Here is a 17,898-nt window from a genome sequence, read left to right on the forward strand (position 1 = left end):
GAAGGTGTCGCCGAAGGCGACGGATGAGGGGTGTTCCAGGAAACACCAACGTCTCATTCCGTCCAGCACCCCTCAACCGTCTCGGCGCTTCGCGCCGATCCACCTTCTCCCACAGGGGGAGAAGGGAAGATCGCGTTCGTTCACCCTTTCGCTGCCTCTTCGATCTTGGCGATGTCGATCTTGCTCATCTGCATCATCGCCTGCATCACGCGGCCGGCCTTTTCCGTGTCGGGGTCCAGCAGCAGCCTGGGCAGCTGCTCGGGAACGACCTGCCAGGAGAGGCCGAATTTGTCCTTCAGCCAGCTGCACTGGCTGGGCTGGCCACCGCCCGCGATGAGCCTGTCCCAGAAATAGTCGACCTCTTCCTGCGTCTTGCAGTCGATGGAGAGCGAGACTGCCTGGGTGAACTTGAATTGCGGGCCGCCGTTGAGCGCCTGGAACTGAACGCCGTCGAGCTCGAATGAGACCATCAGCACCTTGCCCTCATTATCGCCGCTGCCCTTGGGCCAGCGCATCACGCTCAGCACCTTCGAATTCTTGAAGATGGAGATGTAATGGTTCATGGCCTCCTCGGCCTGGTCGTCGAACCACAGGCAGGGGGTGATCTTTTGCATTCTCTTGCTCCTCGGGCTGGTTTTGGCTTGTTTCACTCGCAAAACGGCCGGCTGGCAATTGATGCCCGGTCCCGCCGTCTGCTCAAGGACGCTCGAGCAAAACACGATCCGACAGCACTTCTGACTTTTTTACGGCCTGGACCGGCTGCGTCTTTGGCTGGCCGCTCGTTCCGCACCCTGGCGCAGCGCAAAATTGTGGCCAGACCAGAGTGTGCCGTCTATAAGGCCTGCGGCTCAATTCCGGTTTTCCGCACCTTTGGGCGCGACGCAGACAGCAAGGACAGTTCAATGCCCGCCTACCGTTCCCGCACCACCACCCATGGCCGCAACATGGCCGGCGCCCGCGGCCTGTGGCGCGCTACCGGCATGAAGGATTCGGATTTCGGCAAGCCGATCATTGCCGTGGTCAATTCCTTCACCCAATTCGTGCCGGGCCATGTCCATTTGAAGGATCTCGGCCAGCTGGTTGCCCGCGAGATCGAAAAAGCCGGCGGCGTCGCCAAGGAGTTCAACACCATTGCCGTCGATGACGGCATCGCCATGGGCCATGACGGCATGCTCTATTCGCTGCCGTCACGCGAATTGATCGCCGACTCGGTCGAATACATGGTCAACGCGCACTGCGCCGACGCGATGGTCTGCATCTCGAATTGCGACAAGATCACGCCCGGCATGCTGATGGCGTCGCTGCGCCTCAACATCCCGACCGTCTTCGTCTCCGGCGGGCCGATGGAGGCCGGCAAGGTGGTGCTCGCCGGCAAGAGTCAGGCGCTTGATCTGGTCGACGCCATGGTCGCGGCCGCCGACGACAAGGTGTCCGACGAGGACGTCAGGACCATCGAACGCTCGGCCTGTCCGACCTGCGGTTCCTGCTCCGGCATGTTCACCGCCAATTCGATGAACTGCCTGACCGAGGCGCTCGGCCTGTCCTTGCCCGGCAATGGTTCGACGCTGGCGACGCATGCCGACCGCAAGCGCCTGTTCGTCGAGGCCGGCCACCTGATCGTCGATCTTGCCCAGCGCTATTACGAGCAGGACGACGACACCGCGCTGCCGCGCAGCATCGCCTCGAAGGGCGCCTTCGAGAACTCCATGACACTCGACATTGCCATGGGCGGTTCGACCAACACCGTGCTGCACATCCTTGCTGCGGCACATGAGGGCGAGGTCGACTTCACCATGGAGGACATCGACCGGCTGTCGCGGCGGGTGCCAGTGCTGTGCAAGGTGGCCCCGGCCAAGGCAGACGTCCATATGGAGGATGTCCACCGCGCCGGCGGCATCATGGCCATCCTCGGCCAGTTGGATAGCGCCGGGCTGATCAACCGCGACCTGCCGACGGTGCACACCGCAAGCCTTGGCGAAGCGCTCGATCATTGGGATATTTCGCGCACCACCAGCCAGAATGTCCGCGATTTCTTCCTGGCGGCACCCGGCGGCGTGCCGACGCAAGTCGCGTTCAGCCAGGACCGCCGCTGGGACGATCTCGATCTCGACCGCGAGAATGGCGTCATCCGCTCGGCCGAACATCCTTTCTCCAGGGATGGCGGCCTTGCCGTGCTGAAAGGCAATCTGGCACTCGATGGCTGCATCGTGAAGACGGCGGGCGTCGATGAATCGATCCTGAAATTCACCGGTCCGGCAAGAGTGTTCGAAAGCCAGGACGCCAGCGTCAAGGCGATCCTGTCGAACGAGATCAAGGCCGGCGATGTCGTCGTCATCCGCTATGAAGGGCCACGCGGCGGACCCGGCATGCAGGAAATGCTCTACCCGACCAGCTATTTGAAATCGAAAGGCCTCGGCAAAGCCTGCGCACTGATCACCGACGGTCGTTTTTCCGGCGGCACCTCCGGCCTGTCGATCGGCCATGTCTCGCCGGAAGCCGCGGAAGGCGGTCTGATCGGGCTGGTCAGGGAAGGCGACACGATCGAGATCGATATCCCCAACCGCACCATCAGGCTTGCTGTCGACGACTCCGAACTCATCGCCCGTCGCGCCGCGATGGAGGCCAGGGGAACGGCTGCCTGGAAGCCCGAAGAAAAGCGCAAGCGCAAGGTGACGACGGCCTTGCGCGCCTATGCGGCGATGGCGACAAGTGCCGCCAAGGGGGCGGTGCGGTACGTGCCGGAATAGAGGCTTTTCCTTCTCCCCTTGTGGGAGAAGGTGGATTGGCGCGCAGCGCCAAGACGGTTGAGGGGTGCTGGACGGAGTGTCGTCGGCGCCAAGCTGGAACACCCCTCATCCGGCCGCTTCGCGGCTACCTTCTCCCACAAGGGGAGAAGGGAAGGGCCGCGCCTGAAGGTTCCGCCTTGCGGCAGCACGCTGCATGGAAGAAACGGCTTTTTTGAACGAGGTGGCGCTAGATGGATTTTGACCTTGTGGTGCGCGGCGGCACGCTGCCCGACGGCAGGATCGCGGATATCGGCATCGTCGGCGAAACGATCGCAGCGATAGAGCCCGAGCTGAACGTCAGCGCCGGCACGGCGATCGATGCCCATGGCAATCTGGTCTCGCCGCCCTTCGTCGATCCGCATTTCCATATGGACGCCACGCTTTCGCTCGGCATTCCGCGCATCAATGTCTCGGGCACGCTGCTCGAAGGCATCTCGCTTTGGGGCGAGTTGAAGCCGCTTCTGACCCACGAAGCGGTGCGCGACCGTGCGCTCGCCTATTGCGACTGGGCGGTGTCGATGGGCCTGCTCGCCATCCGCACCCATGTCGATGTTTGCGACGACCGCCTGCTGGCGGTCGAGGCGCTGCTCGACGTGAAGAAGACGGTTGGCCCCTATATCGACCTGCAGCTGGTCGCCTTCCCGCAGGACGGGTTTTACCGCTCGCCGACGGCGCGCGACAACACCATCCGGGCGCTCGACATAGGCGTCGATGTCGTCGGCGGCATTCCGCATTTCGAGCGCACAATGGCCGACGGCACGCGCTCCGTCACCGAGCTCTGCGAAATCGCGGCGAAGCGCGGCCTGATGGTCGACTTGCATTGCGACGAGACCGACGATCCGCTGTCGCGCCACATCGAGCAGCTTGCCTATGAGACGCAGCGGCTCGGGTTGCAGGGCAGAGTGGCCGGCTCGCACCTGACATCGATGCATTCGATGGATAATTACTACGTTTCGAAGCTATTGCCGCTGATTGCCGAGGCCGGCGTTTCGGCGATCCCCAATCCGCTGATCAACATCATGCTGCAGGGCCGCCACGACACCTTTCCCAAGCGCCGCGGACTGACGCGGGTCAAGGAGATGCTGGCGCAAGGCATCCGCGTCGGCTGGGGCCAGGATTGCGTGCTCGACCCCTGGTATTCGCTGGGCACCGCAGACATGCTCGACGTCGCCTTCATGGGCCTGCATGTCGCGCAGATGTCGAGCCCGGCCGAGATGGCGCGCTGCTTCGACATGGTCACCAACGTCAATGCCGCCATCATGGGCCTCGACCACCTTGGCCTGGCGGTCGGCAAGCGCGCCAGCCTGGTCGTTCTCGATGCCGGCAACCCAGTCGAGGCGCTGCGGCTGCGCCCAGAGCGTCTCTGCGTCGTCGCCAGGGGCAAGGTGGTGGCCGAGCGCAGCCGGCAGGACACGCGGCTTTCGATCGCCGGAAGGCCGGGCACGGTGAACCGGCGCCACGCTTAAAGCGCGTCGCGTTTGAACGGACCCACGCGACGCGCTTTAAGGTCTTGTTTTTAAGCGTGTCGTTATCGCAAAACCGCTGCACACTTTTGCGCGACATGCATTAGTCCAGCCGATTTCCGGCGCTGGTCTTACCGAATTCTCGATTTTCGCCTCGTCATGGCCGCAGCTTGCGACTACGACGCGGGTCACCGTACCCCACGGCGAGGAACCGGTAACGGAATGGCGCAGCCCGCAGCCCAGTACTCAACGATCATGAACGTGCTGCTGGCCGGCATCCTGCTGATGCTCGCCGGCGACTTCCTGTTTGCGCTGAACGACGCGATGGGCAAGTGGCTGGTCGCCAGTTTTTCCGTCGGCCAGGTCGTGCTGATCCGCTCGATCGGCGCGTTTTTCATACTCGGGCCGATGATTGCACATCAGGGCCCGGCCAAGCTGTTTCGCATGGAGCGGCCGGAGCTGCAGCTGCTGCGCGTGGTGATGACGACGCTCGACACGGCGCTGTTCTACGCGGCGGTCGTCTATCTGCCGCTCGCCGATGTGATGAGCTTTTACATGGCCGGGCCGATCTATGTGGCGGCGCTGTCGCATTTCCTGCTCGGCGAAAGGGTCGGCTGGCGCCGCTGGGCGGCGATCCTGGTCGGCTTCTGCGGCGTGCTGATCATGCTGAAGCCATCCTCGGCCGCGTTCTCCCTGTCGTCGATGTTCGCGCTCGCCGGCAGCATTTCATTTGCCTTCGCCATCATCCTCAACCGGCGGCTGCGCGGCACCAGCGACACTTCGCTGGTCACCTGGCAGACCATCGGCACGCTGCTGGTCGGCGCTGCGTTGACCATAGGCAGTTGGAAGACGCCGTCATCGCTCGATTTCGGCGCCATGCTGCTTCTCGGCGTCGTCTCCTGCGGCGCGCACCTGATGATCACCCGGGCGTTGAAGCTTGCCCCTGCCTCGACCTTGGCGCCGCTGCATTACAGCCTGCTATTGTGGGCAGTGGTCTTCGGCCTGGCCTTCTTCGGCGATGTGCCTGGGCCGCGCATCCTGGTCGGCTCGGCCATCGTCGTGCTGGCCGGCCTGTTCATCTTCCACCGCCAGAAGGTGGTCGACACGGTACCGCCCGAAAACGTGCCAAAGGGCGTGAACTAAAGCAATTCCAGGACGATGTGAAACGGCTTTCCGTCCACGATTGCATCAAAACAAAGCATAAAACGCGTCACATGGTGCCGTTTCGAAGCGGCGCGTTTTAGCGGCGTCTGATTATCGCTCTGAATAGCAGGAGAGTTCGGTCAATAATCCGATGTTTACATCGATATTCTGAGGTGTAAGTTGCCTGTCGGGCGTAATCCGAAATTGATTCTTGGTAGGGTAAGCAAGATCAATATTTCCGCGAAACTGCGGTAGAGGGGGGGAAAGATGGGGAGTTTTTCTATATGGCATTGGCTGATAGTTTTGGTCCTTATCGGCTTGCCATTGGTGCTCGTTTTAAGAGCACCGCCAGCTGGTAGCAATCGTTTCGGGGACATACCGCATCAGATGAATTTTACTGAAGCTATTTCAAGCTTTTTCGGAAATTATGTGACTTTTTCGGGCAGAGCCGGCCGCTCGGAGTTCTGGTATTCCTATCTCTTCATTTTCATTATCTCTGTCGTTGCGATAATAGCTGATGCTGTTGTAAATAATGAAATTATCTCGTCCCTTTGGAATCTTGCCGTCCTTCTGCCGACACTTGCCATGACCACTCGCCGGCTGCATGACATCAACAGAAGCGGTTGGCATCAGCTCCTTGCGGGATTATTTCCCATCGGCACCATCGCGCTGATCGTCTGGTATTGCAAAAGGTCTGACGATACAGTGACAATGAGTGAATTAGAGAGGGTTTTCAAATAGAGGCCGACGTCCAGCGCTTTGCTCCAAGTCATGTCGCCTGACCCGCTCAATCGCAAAGCGTTTTTAGAGCATTCAAGCTTTTTGCTGGATCGCTGGAACTCTGGCACCGCTCTGATGTGGAATTGCTCTAACCCGTTCGCATCGCCGCAAGATGCCGCGAAAATTCCGGCGTCTCCATCAGTGCCTTGCAGCGCGCAAACCGGCCGTCGGCATAGGCGCGAAAGTCGTCGGCCGGATTTTTGTTGGCAAGCTGGATCAGTCCCCACAGCGTCCACAGCAGGTCGCACATCGCCTTGTAGATGACGATGCGGGCGCGCTCCGCCGGTCTCGGCTCGCCGCCGAAATAGGCCAGCGTCATCTCCTCGTCCTGCGCGGCGTCGAATTGCCCTTCGACGCTGAGGTCGCCGAGATCCCAGAGCGGATCGTTCATGCCGGAATATTCCCAGTCGACGATCCACATCCTGTCGCCCGTATCGAGAAAGTTTTCGCAGAGCGGGTCGCAGTGGCAGGCGACGATCGGCAGAGGTTGAGCCGCAAGTGCTGAGCGCACTGCCTCCGCCTCGCGGACCACATCGTGGTAGCCGGCAGGCAGGGCGACGTCCTTGGTTGACAGCACTTTCAGATAATCGTCGATCATCGCAAACAGCTCGAAGCGGAAGGGGAACACCGCGCCGGATGTGTGCAGTTTGCGAAAGGCCTTGCCGGCGCGTGCCGGGCTGCCCGGCCGAGTCTTGAACTTTTCCGGTGACATCGTCTCGGCACCGGCAACGAAGCGGGTCACCAACACGCCGGTCTCGGCATCGACATGCAGCACTTCGGGACTGACGCCGGCCTTCGCCGCTTCCCGCGCCGCCACTGCCTCGTTGGCGCGGTTGATGTATTCCTCGGTGCCCTTGCCGGGGATACGCAGGCAGAAATCCTTACCCCTGAAGACGAGGTTGGTGAGACCGCCGAGCCGTTCCAGAGGGCCGTCATAGCCGGCCAGCATCGGAATGGCCGCAAGTGCGGCGCGCGCCCGCTCGTCCGCCATGGATTTCGCTCCTTTCCCCGTGTTATTGGGACGACGACGGTTCCACAGTTTTCGCCGTTTGGCTATGATCGCGTTGCGGATCGATACCAGGCGACGGAAAGCGATGACGGACAGCAATCAGCAGAGCGCACTCGCCGCAGCCTATGCGGCGAAGCGGCCGGAAGACGTCGCGGCGCTCTACGACAGTTGGGCAGGCACCTATGACGCCGACATGTCGGCGGCTGGCTATCGCCATCCCACCATCTGCGTTGCCTTGCTGGCCCGCCATCTGCCGCGCGGCGCCGCTCCTCTGCTCGATGCCGGCGCGGGCACCGGGCTCATCGGCGAATGGCTTGCCATTACCGGTTATCCGCAGGTCGAGGCGCTCGACATCTCGGAAGGCATGCTGGCGCAAGCCGCGCGCAAGGGCGTCTATTCGGCGCTTCACTGCCTGGCGCTTGGCGGACCGCTGCCCTTCGTGGACGACGCCTATGCCGGGATCATCTCAGCCGGCGTCTTCACGTCCGGCCATGTCGGGGCCGAGGGTCTGGACGAGCTGATCCGCATCTGCCGGCCGGGCGGGGTGATCGTGCTGACAGTGAAGAACACGCTGTGGGATGCCGGGTTTGCCGCGCGGATCGCCGAGCTCGAGGCGCAAGGCACCGTCACGCGCGCCGAAGAGACGCCGCCCTATGTTTCGATGCCAGGCGAGGCCGATACCGTGCCGAGCCGGGGGCTGGTGCTCATCGTGAACTGAGGCTGAAACCGGAAGGCTCTACGCCTTCACCTTTGCTCCTGCCGGATCGTAAAGCGGCTCGAGGTGTATCTTAGCCGGCGTCCGTTCCATTGCCACCACCAGCTCGTAGTTGCCGGAAGTGAGGAAATCATCGTTGACGCCATCGGCATTGCGCACATAGCCGTAGCCGATGTTCTTGCCGATGGTGTAGCCATAGCCGCCGCTGGTGAGATAACCGACCGCCTCGCCGTTGCGCAGGATGGTCTCGCGCCCGAGCAGCACGACGTCCGGATCATCGACAGTGAAGCCGGCAAAGCGTTTCCCGAGCGCCGCGCCGTCGAGCTTTTCCAGAGCCCGCCGGCCGAGGAAATCGGTGTTCTTCCTGAGCTTCACCGCCCAGCCGAGGCCGGCCTCCTGCGGCGTGTCGTTGGGCGTGATGTCGGCGCCCCAGGCGCGGTAGCCTTTTTCCAGCCGCAGCGATTCCAGCGCCCGGTAGCCGACCGGCCGAATGTCGAATATTTCGCCCGCCGCCATCAGCGCATCGAAGACCTCGCCGGTCGCCGCGATCGGCACATGCAGTTCCCAGCCGAGTTCGCCGACATAGGTGACGCGCAGTGCCCGGATGGCGTGGCCGGCAATGGCGATCTCGCGAACATGGCCGAATGGAAAGGCGGCATTCGAGACGTCGGCATCGGTCACCGCTGACAGCACGTCACGGGCGCGCGGCCCCATCAGCGACAATGTGCCGAAATCCTCCGTGACGTCGGTCAGCATCACGCCGAACTCCCTGCCGATATGATCGGCAATCCAGGAGAAATCATGCGTGCGGAAACCGGTGCCGGTGACCACGTAGAATTTTTCCTCACCGAGCCTCGCCACGGTCAAATCGGCCTCGATGCCGCCGCGCGTATTGAGGAGCTGCGTGTAGGTCAGCCGGCCGACCGGCTTGGCAACGTCGTTGGCGCAGATCCAGTCCAGCGCCTTCAGCGCGTCGGCTCCGGTCATTTCGTATTTGGCGAAAGACGACTGGTCGAAAATACCGATCTTTTCGCGCACGTGGCGGTGCTCGTCGCCAACCGCCGGGAACCAGTTCTGCCGGCCCATCGAATAGACGTCCTTCGGCTCGATGCCTTCCGGCGCGAACCAGTTCGGCCGCTCCCAGCCAAGTTTCGAGCCGAACACGGCGCGATGTTTTTGCAGCCGCTCGTACAAAGGCGAGACGATGCGCGGCCGGCCGCTGACATATTCCTCATGCGGGAAGCCGATCGTGTAGTGCTTGCCATAGGCTTCCAGCGTGCGGTCGCGGACCCATTGCCGGTCGCGGTGGAGATCGGAGAAGCGGCGGATGTCGACCACCCACAGATCGAGCGGCGCCTCGCCGTCGACGACCCATTGCGCCAGCACCCAGCCGGCGCCGCCGCCGGACGCGATGCCGAAGGCATTGAAGCCGGCGCCGACGAACATATTGGCGCATTCCGGCGCCACACCGAGGATGAAATTGCCATCCGGCGTAAAGCTCTCCGGCCCGTTGATCATCTGCTTGACGCCGGCATTGGCGAGCGCCGGGACACGCTCGATCGCCTGGCTCATATGCTGCTCGAAATGATCGTAATCATCGTCGAACAGCCGGAACGCCCAATCGTCCGGCACATCGCCGCCCGGCAGACCGGTCGTCCACGCCTGCGGGTTCGGCTCGTAGCCGCCCATCACCAACCCGCCGACCTCCTCCTTGAAATAGGTGCGGCGATCGGGGTCGCGAATTGTCGGCGCGTCGGTCGGCAGGCCATCGATCTTTTCGGTGATGATGTACTGGTGCTTCACCGGCTGCAGCGGCACGTTTATGCCGGCGAGCGCACCCACCTGCCGCGCCCATTGCCCGGCGCAGTTCACCACCTTGTCGCAGGCGATATCGCCCTTGCTGGTCTTTACCGCGGTGATGCGGCCGTCTCTCATTTCGAAGCCGGTGACCCGCACCTCCTCGAACAATTTTGCGCCATGCATGCGCGCACCCTTGGCCAGCGACTGGGTGATGTCGGAAGGGCTTGCCTGACCGTCGGTCGGCAGCCAGGACGCGCCGACGAGGTCGCCGGCTTCCAGCAGCGGCCACATTTCCTTGACCTCGGCCGGCGACAGCAGATGCATGTCCATGCCGAAGCTCTTAGCCGTCGTTGCCAGCCGCTTATACTCGGTCCAGCGGTCGGCATTGGTGGCGAGGCGCAGGCAGCCAGTCATCTTCCAGCCGGTGGCGAGGCCGGTTTCGGCTTCCAGCCCCTTGTAGAGATCGACCGAATATTTGAGCACGCGCGTGATCGACGCCGACGAGCGTAGCTGGCCGACCAGCCCGGCAGCATGCCAGGTCGAACCCGAGGTCAGTTTGCCCTGTTCGAGCAGCACGATTTCGGCCTTGTGGTCGCGCGCCAGATGATAGGCCGTCGAACAGCCGATGATGCCACCGCCGATGACGACGATCCCGGCCTGGGCGGGCAAGGTCATGTCCGCGTCCCGTATTTTGTCCTGTAGTTTTCCAGGGCGGCTTCGAGCCGCGCCAGGTTTTCGTCGGCGTAGGCGGCGTAGTCGACACCAGGCGCGTCGAGGTAAAGCTCGGAAACCATGCCCCACATCGCCTCACGCAGCAGCGACGCGCATTGCATGGCGGCGTGCGAGCGCCGTATCGCCGGGTCCGGCTCCTTCATGAAATAGGCGGTCAGGAAGGCGAAGGACTCCTCGTCGCTCATGCCTGCATTCGACGCCGCGCCGGCAAGGTCGAACATCGCGGTGTTGAAGCCTGCATATTCGAAATCGATGAGCCACAGCCTGTGACCGTCGTCGATTATGTTAGCCGGCAAGAGGTCATTATGGCCGAAGACGATCGGCAGCAGCTTTTGCGCGCGCTCGAGCTCGTCCGCCAGCGTCAGCAGGCGCGGCAGTTCGCCCAGCTTGCGGCTGCGGCCTTCCTCCAGCGTGCGCGCATAGTCGCGAATGACATGGAATACCCAGAACATGAAGCCGGCGCCGGAGACATGACCGGGCATCTCCCGGTGGAAACCGCGCAGCAACGCGGCAACGCGGCCGAGATCGGCGCGCACGTCCTGCGCGACATAGGCCTTGGCGCCGAGATACTCCGTCACCATGACGCCGGGTCCAGTGTAGTGGACGGCCGGAGCGAAGCCTGCCGCGTGCGCTGCCCGTGCCGTCATCATCTCGCGCTCGCGAAAGACATGGTGGAACGGATAGTCCTGGCCGAGCCGCACGACGTGCCGCCCGGCCGCGTCCTTGACCAGATAATTGGCATTGCTCAGCCCGCCCGGCAGCGGCGCGATGTCGATGCTGCCGGTCCAGCAAGGCAGCGCACGGATGCGGTCTTCGACAGTCACGATCTCGTCCAACATTGGGTCAATTTTCCACGCATGTCACGGCTGGCCAGCGATGACAATCGGACGGAGGAATGGAGGCAACGCGAAGATCTCGTCGGTGCAGATCTCGGGATCGGTATCCCGCACCGCACCGACGAGCCCCTTTGTGCCGGGTTCTTCGACGCCGGCATCCGCCCCCGCGGATCCTGAATTTCGGTACCCTTGCACCCGACGATCTCCCGGGCGTTCGGGCAAGCGATTTTTCGTGCGGCTCAGCCGTCGTCCTCCGTTCCGAGCCTGTCACAGCGATAATGTCGCGCCACGCTGGAGGCGTTGTCAACGCGAAATTGTGGTATTTTCTGGTTTTTTGCCCGAATTTTGCTAAATTCCTTGGAGTTAGTGGCATTTATGCCGTAGAAGCGGTCAGCGGTGCAACAATCCGACCGGATGGAACCGATGGTCCACTCGAAGCGGCATGGCGAAATCCTGCGCCTCCTCAAGGAGGAAGGCACCGTGACCATTGCGAGCCTGGCCGACCGGCTGGGCGTCTCGCTGGAGACAGTACGCCGCGACGTCAAGCCACTGACCAGCGACGGTTCCATCCTCAAGATGCACGGCGCCGTCGGCCTGCCGTCGATTGCCGGCGAAGCGCCGTTCGAGCGGCGCATGCGCGAGAACGCCGATGCCAAGCGGGCAATAGCGCGCATGGTCGCCGCCACCATCCGCGACGGCGAATCGATCATGCTCGACACCGGCACCACCACGTCTTTCCTGGCCCGGGAACTGCTCGGCCACCGGCGGCTGACGGTCGTCACCAACTCCTCCGACATCGCCCGCACGTTGGCCACCGTCAACGGCAATAAGGTCTACATGGCCGGCGGCGAGCTGCGCAGCGATTCCGGTGCTGCCTTTGGCGTCTCGGCCATCGAATTCGTCAGCCGCTTTTCCGTCAGCCATGCAGTGATATCGACCGGTGCGGTCGATGCCGTCACCGGCGTCATGGACTATGATCTGGAAGAGGCCGAATTCGCCCGCATGGTGCTGTCGCGCGGCCAGCGTTCGCTTGTCGTCACCGACCATAGCAAATTCGGCCGCCAGGGCCTTGTTCAGGTCTGCGGCTTCGGCGGCTTTTCCGAACTCGCGACCGACCGTCCGCCGCCGCACGACATCGCCGCCGCCCTTGCCCAGGCCGGCGTACGGCTCAGCATTGCCGATGGCGGAAGCGAGGGCTGAGCTCTATCGTGAGCTCTATCGGGAGATCTGCGCCAGCACCCACTTCCCAGCGCCGCCTCTGCCGTGTTTAGTCCGGCCATGGCTTTCACCATCCGCCAATTGCAGTTCTTCATCGCCGTCGCCGAGCAGGGCACAGTGTCGGGCGCCGCCCAGAACCTGTCGATCTCGCAATCCTCGGTCACCGAGGCGATCAAGGAGCTGGAGCACGATCTCGGCGTCGAGCTGTTCGAGCGCCACCCGCGCGGCTTGAACATCACCCACAAAGGCCACCAGTTCCTGCGCCATGCGAGAAAGATCCTGGCCGACGTTTCCGATGCGCGCCGCGCCTTCTTCGGCGAACAGGCCGCGGCAAGCGGGCGGCTGCAACTTGGCGTCACCTCGCTGGTCGCCGGCTATGTGCTTTCCGATCTTCTTGCCCGCTACCGCCGCGCCTATCCGGGTGTCGAGGTCTCGGCGATCGAGGACAATGGCGACTATCTCGAGCACCTGTTAATTGGCGGCAAGCTCGACATTGCCGTCATGGTCACCTCGAACCTGCGCGACCGCACGGCACTGCAGTCCGAAATCCTCGAAGTCTCGGCCTACCGGCTATGGCTGCCGCTCGGCCATCCCTTGGCCGGTGCCGACATCATCGGCATCGGCGACATCGCCTCGGAACCGCTGATCATGCTGACCGTCGACGAGATCGAGGAGAATACCGGAAAGCTGCTGACGGCAATCGGCGCCAAGCCGCATGTCGCCTTCCGCACCCGCTCGGTCGAAGCGGTGCGTAGCCTCGTCGCTACCGGCGCCGGCGTGGCGCTGCTGCCCGACCTCGTCTACCGGCCATGGTCGCTGGAAGGCGACCGCATCGAATCTCGCGATATTTCGGGGTCGTTACCAGTCGTCCAGGTCGGCATGGTCTGGCGGCGCGGCTCCGGCCTGCCGCAGGCGGCTCGTGACTTCATCGGACTTGCCCAGTCGCAGCGCATGGTGCGCCAACGGCCTGAGAAGATCGGCCGCTGATATATCGGAAAAACCGATATCGGCTTTCTGATAAATGAATTTGCGAAACCGGAAATTTCGCAGCACTTTTCGGTCAGGGAACAAAGCTGCCGTTAGAGCGACGTGCGTCCAATTGGACGCACATAGTACGCTCTAAGACTTTTAGTTTTCGCATCGGACTTTCCGAAAATCGATTCCGATTTTCGGGCCGATGCGAGGAGCACGGCCCTTCAGAGCCGCGCATCCAACGTTTTGGAACGGGCGCATGATCTTCTTCCGAAACCCGAAACCGGTTTCGAGGTCATGCAAAAATGGGAGATCGACGATGAATTCATTGCTGAAATCATGCACTGCCTTGACGGTCGCGCTGAGCTTCTCCGGCCAGGCCATCGCCCAGGTCAAGGAGCTCGGCAAAGGCGAAGGCGAGGTCACTATCGTCGCCTGGCCGGGCTATATCGAGCGCGGCGAAACCGACAAGGGCTATGATTGGGTCACGTCCTTCGAGAAGGAAACCGGCTGCAAGGTCAACGTCAAGACCGCCAACACCTCCGACGAGATGGTCTCGCTGATGAACGAGGGCGGTTTCGACCTGGTCACCGCCTCGGGCGATGCCTCGCTGCGTCTGGTCGCCGGCAAGCGCGTCCAGCCGATCAACACCGACCTCATCCCGAGCTGGAAGACGGTCGACGACCGGCTGAAGGATGCGCCCTGGTTCACCGTCGGCGGAGTCCATTACGGCGTCCCCTATCAGTGGGGGCCGAACGTGCTGATGTACAACACCGAAGTGTTCAAGGAGGCGCCGAAGAGCTGGAACGTGGTCTTCGAGGAATTGAAGCTTCCCGACGGCAAGTCGAACAAGGGCCGCGTCCAGGCCTATGACGGGCCGATCCACATCGCCGACGCCGCCAATTACCTGATGGCTCACAAGCCGGAGCTCGGCATCAAGGATCCGTACGAACTGACCGAGGATCAGTACAAGGCGGCGCTCGACCTGTTGCGGGTCCAGCGTACGCTGGTCGGACGCTATTGGCACGACGCCGCCATCCAGGTCGACGATTTCCAGAACGAAGGCGTCGTCGCCTCCGGTTCTTGGCCCTACCAGGTCAACACGCTGATCGCGGCCAAGAAGCCGGTCGCCTCGACTATCCCCGAGGAGGGCGTCACCGGCTGGGCCGATACCACGATGATGGAGGCCGATGCTGCCCACCCGAACTGCGCCTACATGTGGATGGAGCATTCGCTGTCGCCAAAAGTGCAGGGCGACGTCTCCGCCTGGTTCGGCTCGCTGCCGGTGGTGCCCGCCGCCTGCAAGGGCAACGAACTGCTCGGCGAAGAAGGCTGCAAGACCAACGGGTACGACAATTTCGACAAGATCAAGTTCTGGAAGACGCCGGTCTCGAAATGCGCCACCCAGAACGACCAGTGCGTGCCCTATTACCGCTGGGTGTCGGACTATATCGGCGTCATCGGCGGGCGGTGAGTTCGCCTCACCTACGAAGCTCGGCGCTGCCCCTCACCCTTACCCTCTCCCCGTGAAGAACGGGGGTCGCCAGCGTTGGAGCGCCTCCCTTCTCCCCGTCCACTATACGAGGAGAAGGTGCCGGCAGGCGGATGAGAGGCAGCGCTACCGCCTGAAATTTGATGAGCCTGACAGATCAGGACAGCCCCATGACCTCCGCCGTTTCCTTCCAAAACGTCTCTCGCCATTTCGGCAGCGTGCGTGCCGTCGACGCGGTCGATCTCGACATCGTGCCGGGCGAGTTCTTCGCTATGCTCGGGCCTTCCGGCTCGGGCAAGACGACGTGCCTGCGCCTCATCGCCGGTTTCGAGCAGCCGACGGCGGGCTCGATCGCGATCTTCGGCGAACGCGCCGAGGGCGTGCCGCCCTATCGCCGCAACGTCAACACCGTGTTCCAGGATTATGCGCTGTTCCCGCATCTCAACGTGCTCGACAACGTCGCCTATGGGCTGATGGTCAAGGGCGTCGGCAGACCGGAGCGGCAAAAGGCGGCGGAAGAAGCGCTGGCGCTGGTGCGGCTTCCCGGCTACGGCGCCCGTCGCCCTGGCCAGCTTTCCGGCGGCCAGCGCCAGCGCGTCGCGCTCGCCCGTGCGCTGGTCAACCAGCCCAAGGTGCTGTTGCTCGACGAGCCGCTCGGCGCCCTCGACCTCAAGCTTCGCGAAAACATGCAGGAGGAGTTGAAATCGCTGCAGAAGGCGCTCGGCATCACCTTCGTGTTCGTCACCCACGACCAGGGCGAAGCGCTGTCGATGGCCGACCGCGTCGCCGTCTTCAATGACGGCAAGATTATGCAGATCGGCACGCCGGAAGACATCTACCAGCGTCCCAAGACCCGCTTCGTCGCCGATTTCGTCGGCTCGTCCAACGTGCTGCCGCCGGATTTCGTCCAGCGCTATGCCGGCCAGCATCGCTGGGGCAGCCTGCGGCCCGAATCCATCCGTATTGGCCGGGCCAACGGCGAAGGGGTTGCCGCCCGCCTGGTCTCGACCAACTATCTCGGCGCCACGACAAGACTGGCGCTCGATGCAGAGGGCTTGCGGCTGCATGCCATCGTGCCGGCGGGTGCTGCCTTGCCCCGGGAAGGCGAGGCGGTGGTGCTCACCTTCAACCGCGAGCATTTGCATCTGATGGACGAGCTAGGATGAGCCTGGACGCTGCCATGCCGCGGGCCACGGCCCCCGCCATCCTGCCGGGTAGTGGCGGCGTACGCGGCGGGCTCTCCGATCTCTTCTGGCGCCGGCCGCAATTCTTGCTGCTCCTGATGCTGCTACCCCCGGTTCTTTGGCTCGGCATCGTCTATATCGGCTCGCTGTTTGCGCTGCTTTTGCAGAGCTTCTTTTCGATCGATGAGTTCTCCGGCCTCATTAACCGCGAGTTCACGCTGAAGACTTATGGCGACCTGCTGCAGGCCGCCAATCTCGACATCATCCTGCGCACGGTGACGATGGCGGCGCTGGTGACGCTGGCTGCGGCGATCATCGCCTTTCCCATCGCCTATTACGCGGCGCGCTATGCGCGCGGCCGTTGGAAGGCGCTGTTTTATCTCGGCGTCATGCTGCCGCTGTGGTCGAGCTACCTGGTCAAGATCTATGCCTGGAAGCTGATCCTGGCCAAGGAAGGCATCCTGACATGGCTGCTGGCCAAATTGCATCTTCTCTGGCTGCTTGATGCCTGGCTATCGCTGCCGATCGTCGGCGGCAACTCATTGTCGGTCTCCTCAACCGGCACCTTCATCGTCTTCGTCTATGTCTGGCTGCCATTCATGATCCTGCCGGTGCAGGCCGCACTCGAGCGCGTGCCGGGCAATTTGGTCGAGGCTTCGTCCGATCTCGGCGCCTCGCCCGGCCAGACCTTCGGCAACGTGCTGTTCCCACTGGCGCTGCCCGGCATCGTTGCCGGCTCGATCTTCACCTTCTCGCTGACGCTCGGCGACTACATCATTCCTCAGATCATCGGCACCTCGCGGCTGTTCATCGGCCAGGCCGTCTATTCGCAGCAAGGCACCGCCGGCAACATCCCGCTCGCCGCCGCCTTTACCGTGGTGCCCATCGTTATCATGGGCTTCTATCTCTGGGGCGCCAAGCGCATGGGGGCTTTCGATGCGCTCTGACCGTGGCCCATCCGCGCCGATCGGCCTGAAGCTCGCTGCCACCGGCGGCCTGCTCTTTCTGCACCTGCCGATCCTGCTGATCTTCGTCTATGCCTTCACCACCGAGGAGAAGAGCTTCGTCTGGCCGCCGCCGGGCTTGACCACGCAATGGTTCGCCGTCACCTGGAACCGCCCCGACGTCTGGCAGGCGCTGTCATTGTCTGTGCGGGTCGCGGCGATCTCGACTGCCATCGCTCTGATCCTCGGCACGCTATGCGCAGCCGCCGTGTCCCGCACAAAATTCTTCGGCCGCGAAACCATCTCGCTGCTGGTCATCCTGCCGATCGCGCTGCCCGGCATCATCACCGGCATCGCGCTGCGCTCGGCCTTCGCGCTGGCCGAAATCCCGTTCTCGTTCTGGACGATCGTGCTCGGCCACGCCACTTTCTGCGTGGTCGTCGTCTACAACAATGCGGTCGCCCGTTTCCGCCGCACGTCCGGCTCGATGATCGAGGCGTCGATGGATCTCGGCGCCGATGGTTTCCAGACCTTTCGGCATGTCGTGCTGCCCAACATCGCAACCGCGCTGCTGGCCGGCGGCATGCTTGCCTTTGCGCTGTCCTTCGACGAGGTCATCGTCACCACCTTCACCGCCGGCCAGCAGCAGACGGTGCCGATCTGGATGCTCGAAGAATTGATCCGTCCGCGCCAGCGTCCGGTCACCAATGTCGTGGCGATGGTGGTAGTGCTGGTGACGCTGCTCCCCATCCTCGCTGCCTATTACCTGACCCGCGACGGCGACCAGATCGCCGGTTCGGGCAAATGATCTCGTTCATAAGGGA

General features: G+C 62.9%; 15 protein-coding genes. 11 read left to right on the forward strand and 4 right to left on the reverse strand.

The genetic code is table 11. From position 1 onward, the window contains the following. Positions 1–140: 140 nt before the first annotated feature. Positions 141–614, reverse strand: a complete 474-nt coding sequence (locus NKK47_RS18215) for a VOC family protein (RefSeq protein ID WP_023676360.1) — start codon at positions 612–614, stop codon at positions 141–143. Between the two features lie 288 nt (positions 615–902). Here NKK47_RS18215 and ilvD point away from each other — a divergent pair, with 288 nt between their 5' ends. From ilvD to NKK47_RS18235, 4 genes are all read left to right on the forward strand, one after another. Continuing rightward, complete coding sequence (gene ilvD / locus NKK47_RS18220; protein WP_352577791.1) at positions 903–2,747, forward strand: dihydroxy-acid dehydratase; 1,845 nt, start codon at positions 903–905, stop codon at positions 2,745–2,747. A gap of 230 nt (positions 2,748–2,977) precedes the next feature. Further along, positions 2,978–4,252, forward strand: coding sequence for an amidohydrolase family protein (locus NKK47_RS18225; RefSeq protein ID WP_352577792.1), 1,275 nt, complete (start codon positions 2,978–2,980; stop codon positions 4,250–4,252). 219 nt (positions 4,253–4,471) lie between these two features. Continuing rightward, the gene (locus tag NKK47_RS18230) at positions 4,472–5,392 is read left to right on the forward strand and encodes a DMT family transporter (protein ID WP_352577793.1); all 921 of its coding nucleotides are present in this window, start codon (positions 4,472–4,474) and stop codon (positions 5,390–5,392) included. 267 nt (positions 5,393–5,659) lie between these two features. After that, the gene (locus NKK47_RS18235) at positions 5,660–6,133 is read left to right on the forward strand and encodes a DUF805 domain-containing protein (RefSeq protein ID WP_352577794.1); all 474 of its coding nucleotides are present in this window, start codon (positions 5,660–5,662) and stop codon (positions 6,131–6,133) included. A gap of 127 nt (positions 6,134–6,260) precedes the next feature. Here NKK47_RS18235 and NKK47_RS18240 read toward each other — a convergent pair whose 3' ends face one another. After that, positions 6,261–7,163, reverse strand: coding sequence for a phosphotransferase (locus tag NKK47_RS18240; protein WP_352577795.1), 903 nt, complete (start codon positions 7,161–7,163; stop codon positions 6,261–6,263). 103 nt (positions 7,164–7,266) lie between these two features. Between NKK47_RS18240 and NKK47_RS18245 the strand changes: the two genes are divergently transcribed. Beyond that, complete coding sequence (locus NKK47_RS18245; RefSeq protein ID WP_352577796.1) at positions 7,267–7,899, forward strand: class I SAM-dependent DNA methyltransferase; 633 nt, start codon at positions 7,267–7,269, stop codon at positions 7,897–7,899. Positions 7,900–7,917: 18 nt separating this feature from the next. On the opposite strand, the gene NKK47_RS18250 is transcribed toward NKK47_RS18245, so the two are convergent. After that, complete coding sequence (locus NKK47_RS18250) at positions 7,918–10,371, reverse strand: GcvT family protein (protein WP_352577797.1); 2,454 nt, start codon at positions 10,369–10,371, stop codon at positions 7,918–7,920. Further along, a complete protein-coding gene (locus NKK47_RS18255; protein ID WP_023676353.1) occupies positions 10,368–11,252 on the reverse strand; it encodes a phosphotransferase family protein in 885 nt (294 codons plus the stop codon). Before NKK47_RS18255 ends, NKK47_RS18250 begins: the two co-directional genes overlap by 4 nt. Positions 11,253–11,687: 435 nt before the next feature. Between NKK47_RS18255 and NKK47_RS18260 the strand changes: the two genes are divergently transcribed. The 6 genes from NKK47_RS18260 (at position 11,688) to NKK47_RS18285 (ending at position 17,882) form a co-directional block, all read left to right on the forward strand. After that, positions 11,688–12,464, forward strand: a complete 777-nt coding sequence (locus NKK47_RS18260; RefSeq protein WP_023676351.1) for a DeoR/GlpR family DNA-binding transcription regulator — start codon at positions 11,688–11,690, stop codon at positions 12,462–12,464. Positions 12,465–12,542: 78 nt separating this feature from the next. After that, complete coding sequence (locus tag NKK47_RS18265) at positions 12,543–13,469, forward strand: LysR family transcriptional regulator (RefSeq protein ID WP_023676350.1); 927 nt, start codon at positions 12,543–12,545, stop codon at positions 13,467–13,469. A gap of 304 nt (positions 13,470–13,773) precedes the next feature. Then, on the forward strand, positions 13,774–14,928 hold the full coding sequence (locus NKK47_RS18270; RefSeq protein WP_023676348.1) for an ABC transporter substrate-binding protein: 1,155 nt from the start codon (positions 13,774–13,776) through the stop codon (positions 14,926–14,928). A gap of 188 nt (positions 14,929–15,116) precedes the next feature. Next, the gene (locus NKK47_RS18275) at positions 15,117–16,112 is read left to right on the forward strand and encodes an ABC transporter ATP-binding protein (protein WP_352568330.1); all 996 of its coding nucleotides are present in this window, start codon (positions 15,117–15,119) and stop codon (positions 16,110–16,112) included. Positions 16,113–16,126: 14 nt separating this feature from the next. Continuing rightward, positions 16,127–17,077: an ABC transporter permease gene (locus tag NKK47_RS18280; protein ID WP_023676346.1), complete on the forward strand. Its 951-nt coding sequence runs from the start codon at positions 16,127–16,129 to the stop codon at positions 17,075–17,077. Further along, the gene (locus NKK47_RS18285; RefSeq protein ID WP_023676345.1) at positions 17,067–17,882 is read left to right on the forward strand and encodes an ABC transporter permease; all 816 of its coding nucleotides are present in this window, start codon (positions 17,067–17,069) and stop codon (positions 17,880–17,882) included. The genes NKK47_RS18280 and NKK47_RS18285 overlap by 11 nt, the downstream gene beginning before the upstream one ends. Positions 17,883–17,898 lie beyond the last annotated feature (16 nt).

Source organism: Mesorhizobium sp. M0019 (assembly GCF_040323975.1).
Taxonomy (GTDB): Bacteria; Pseudomonadota; Alphaproteobacteria; order Rhizobiales; family Rhizobiaceae; genus Mesorhizobium.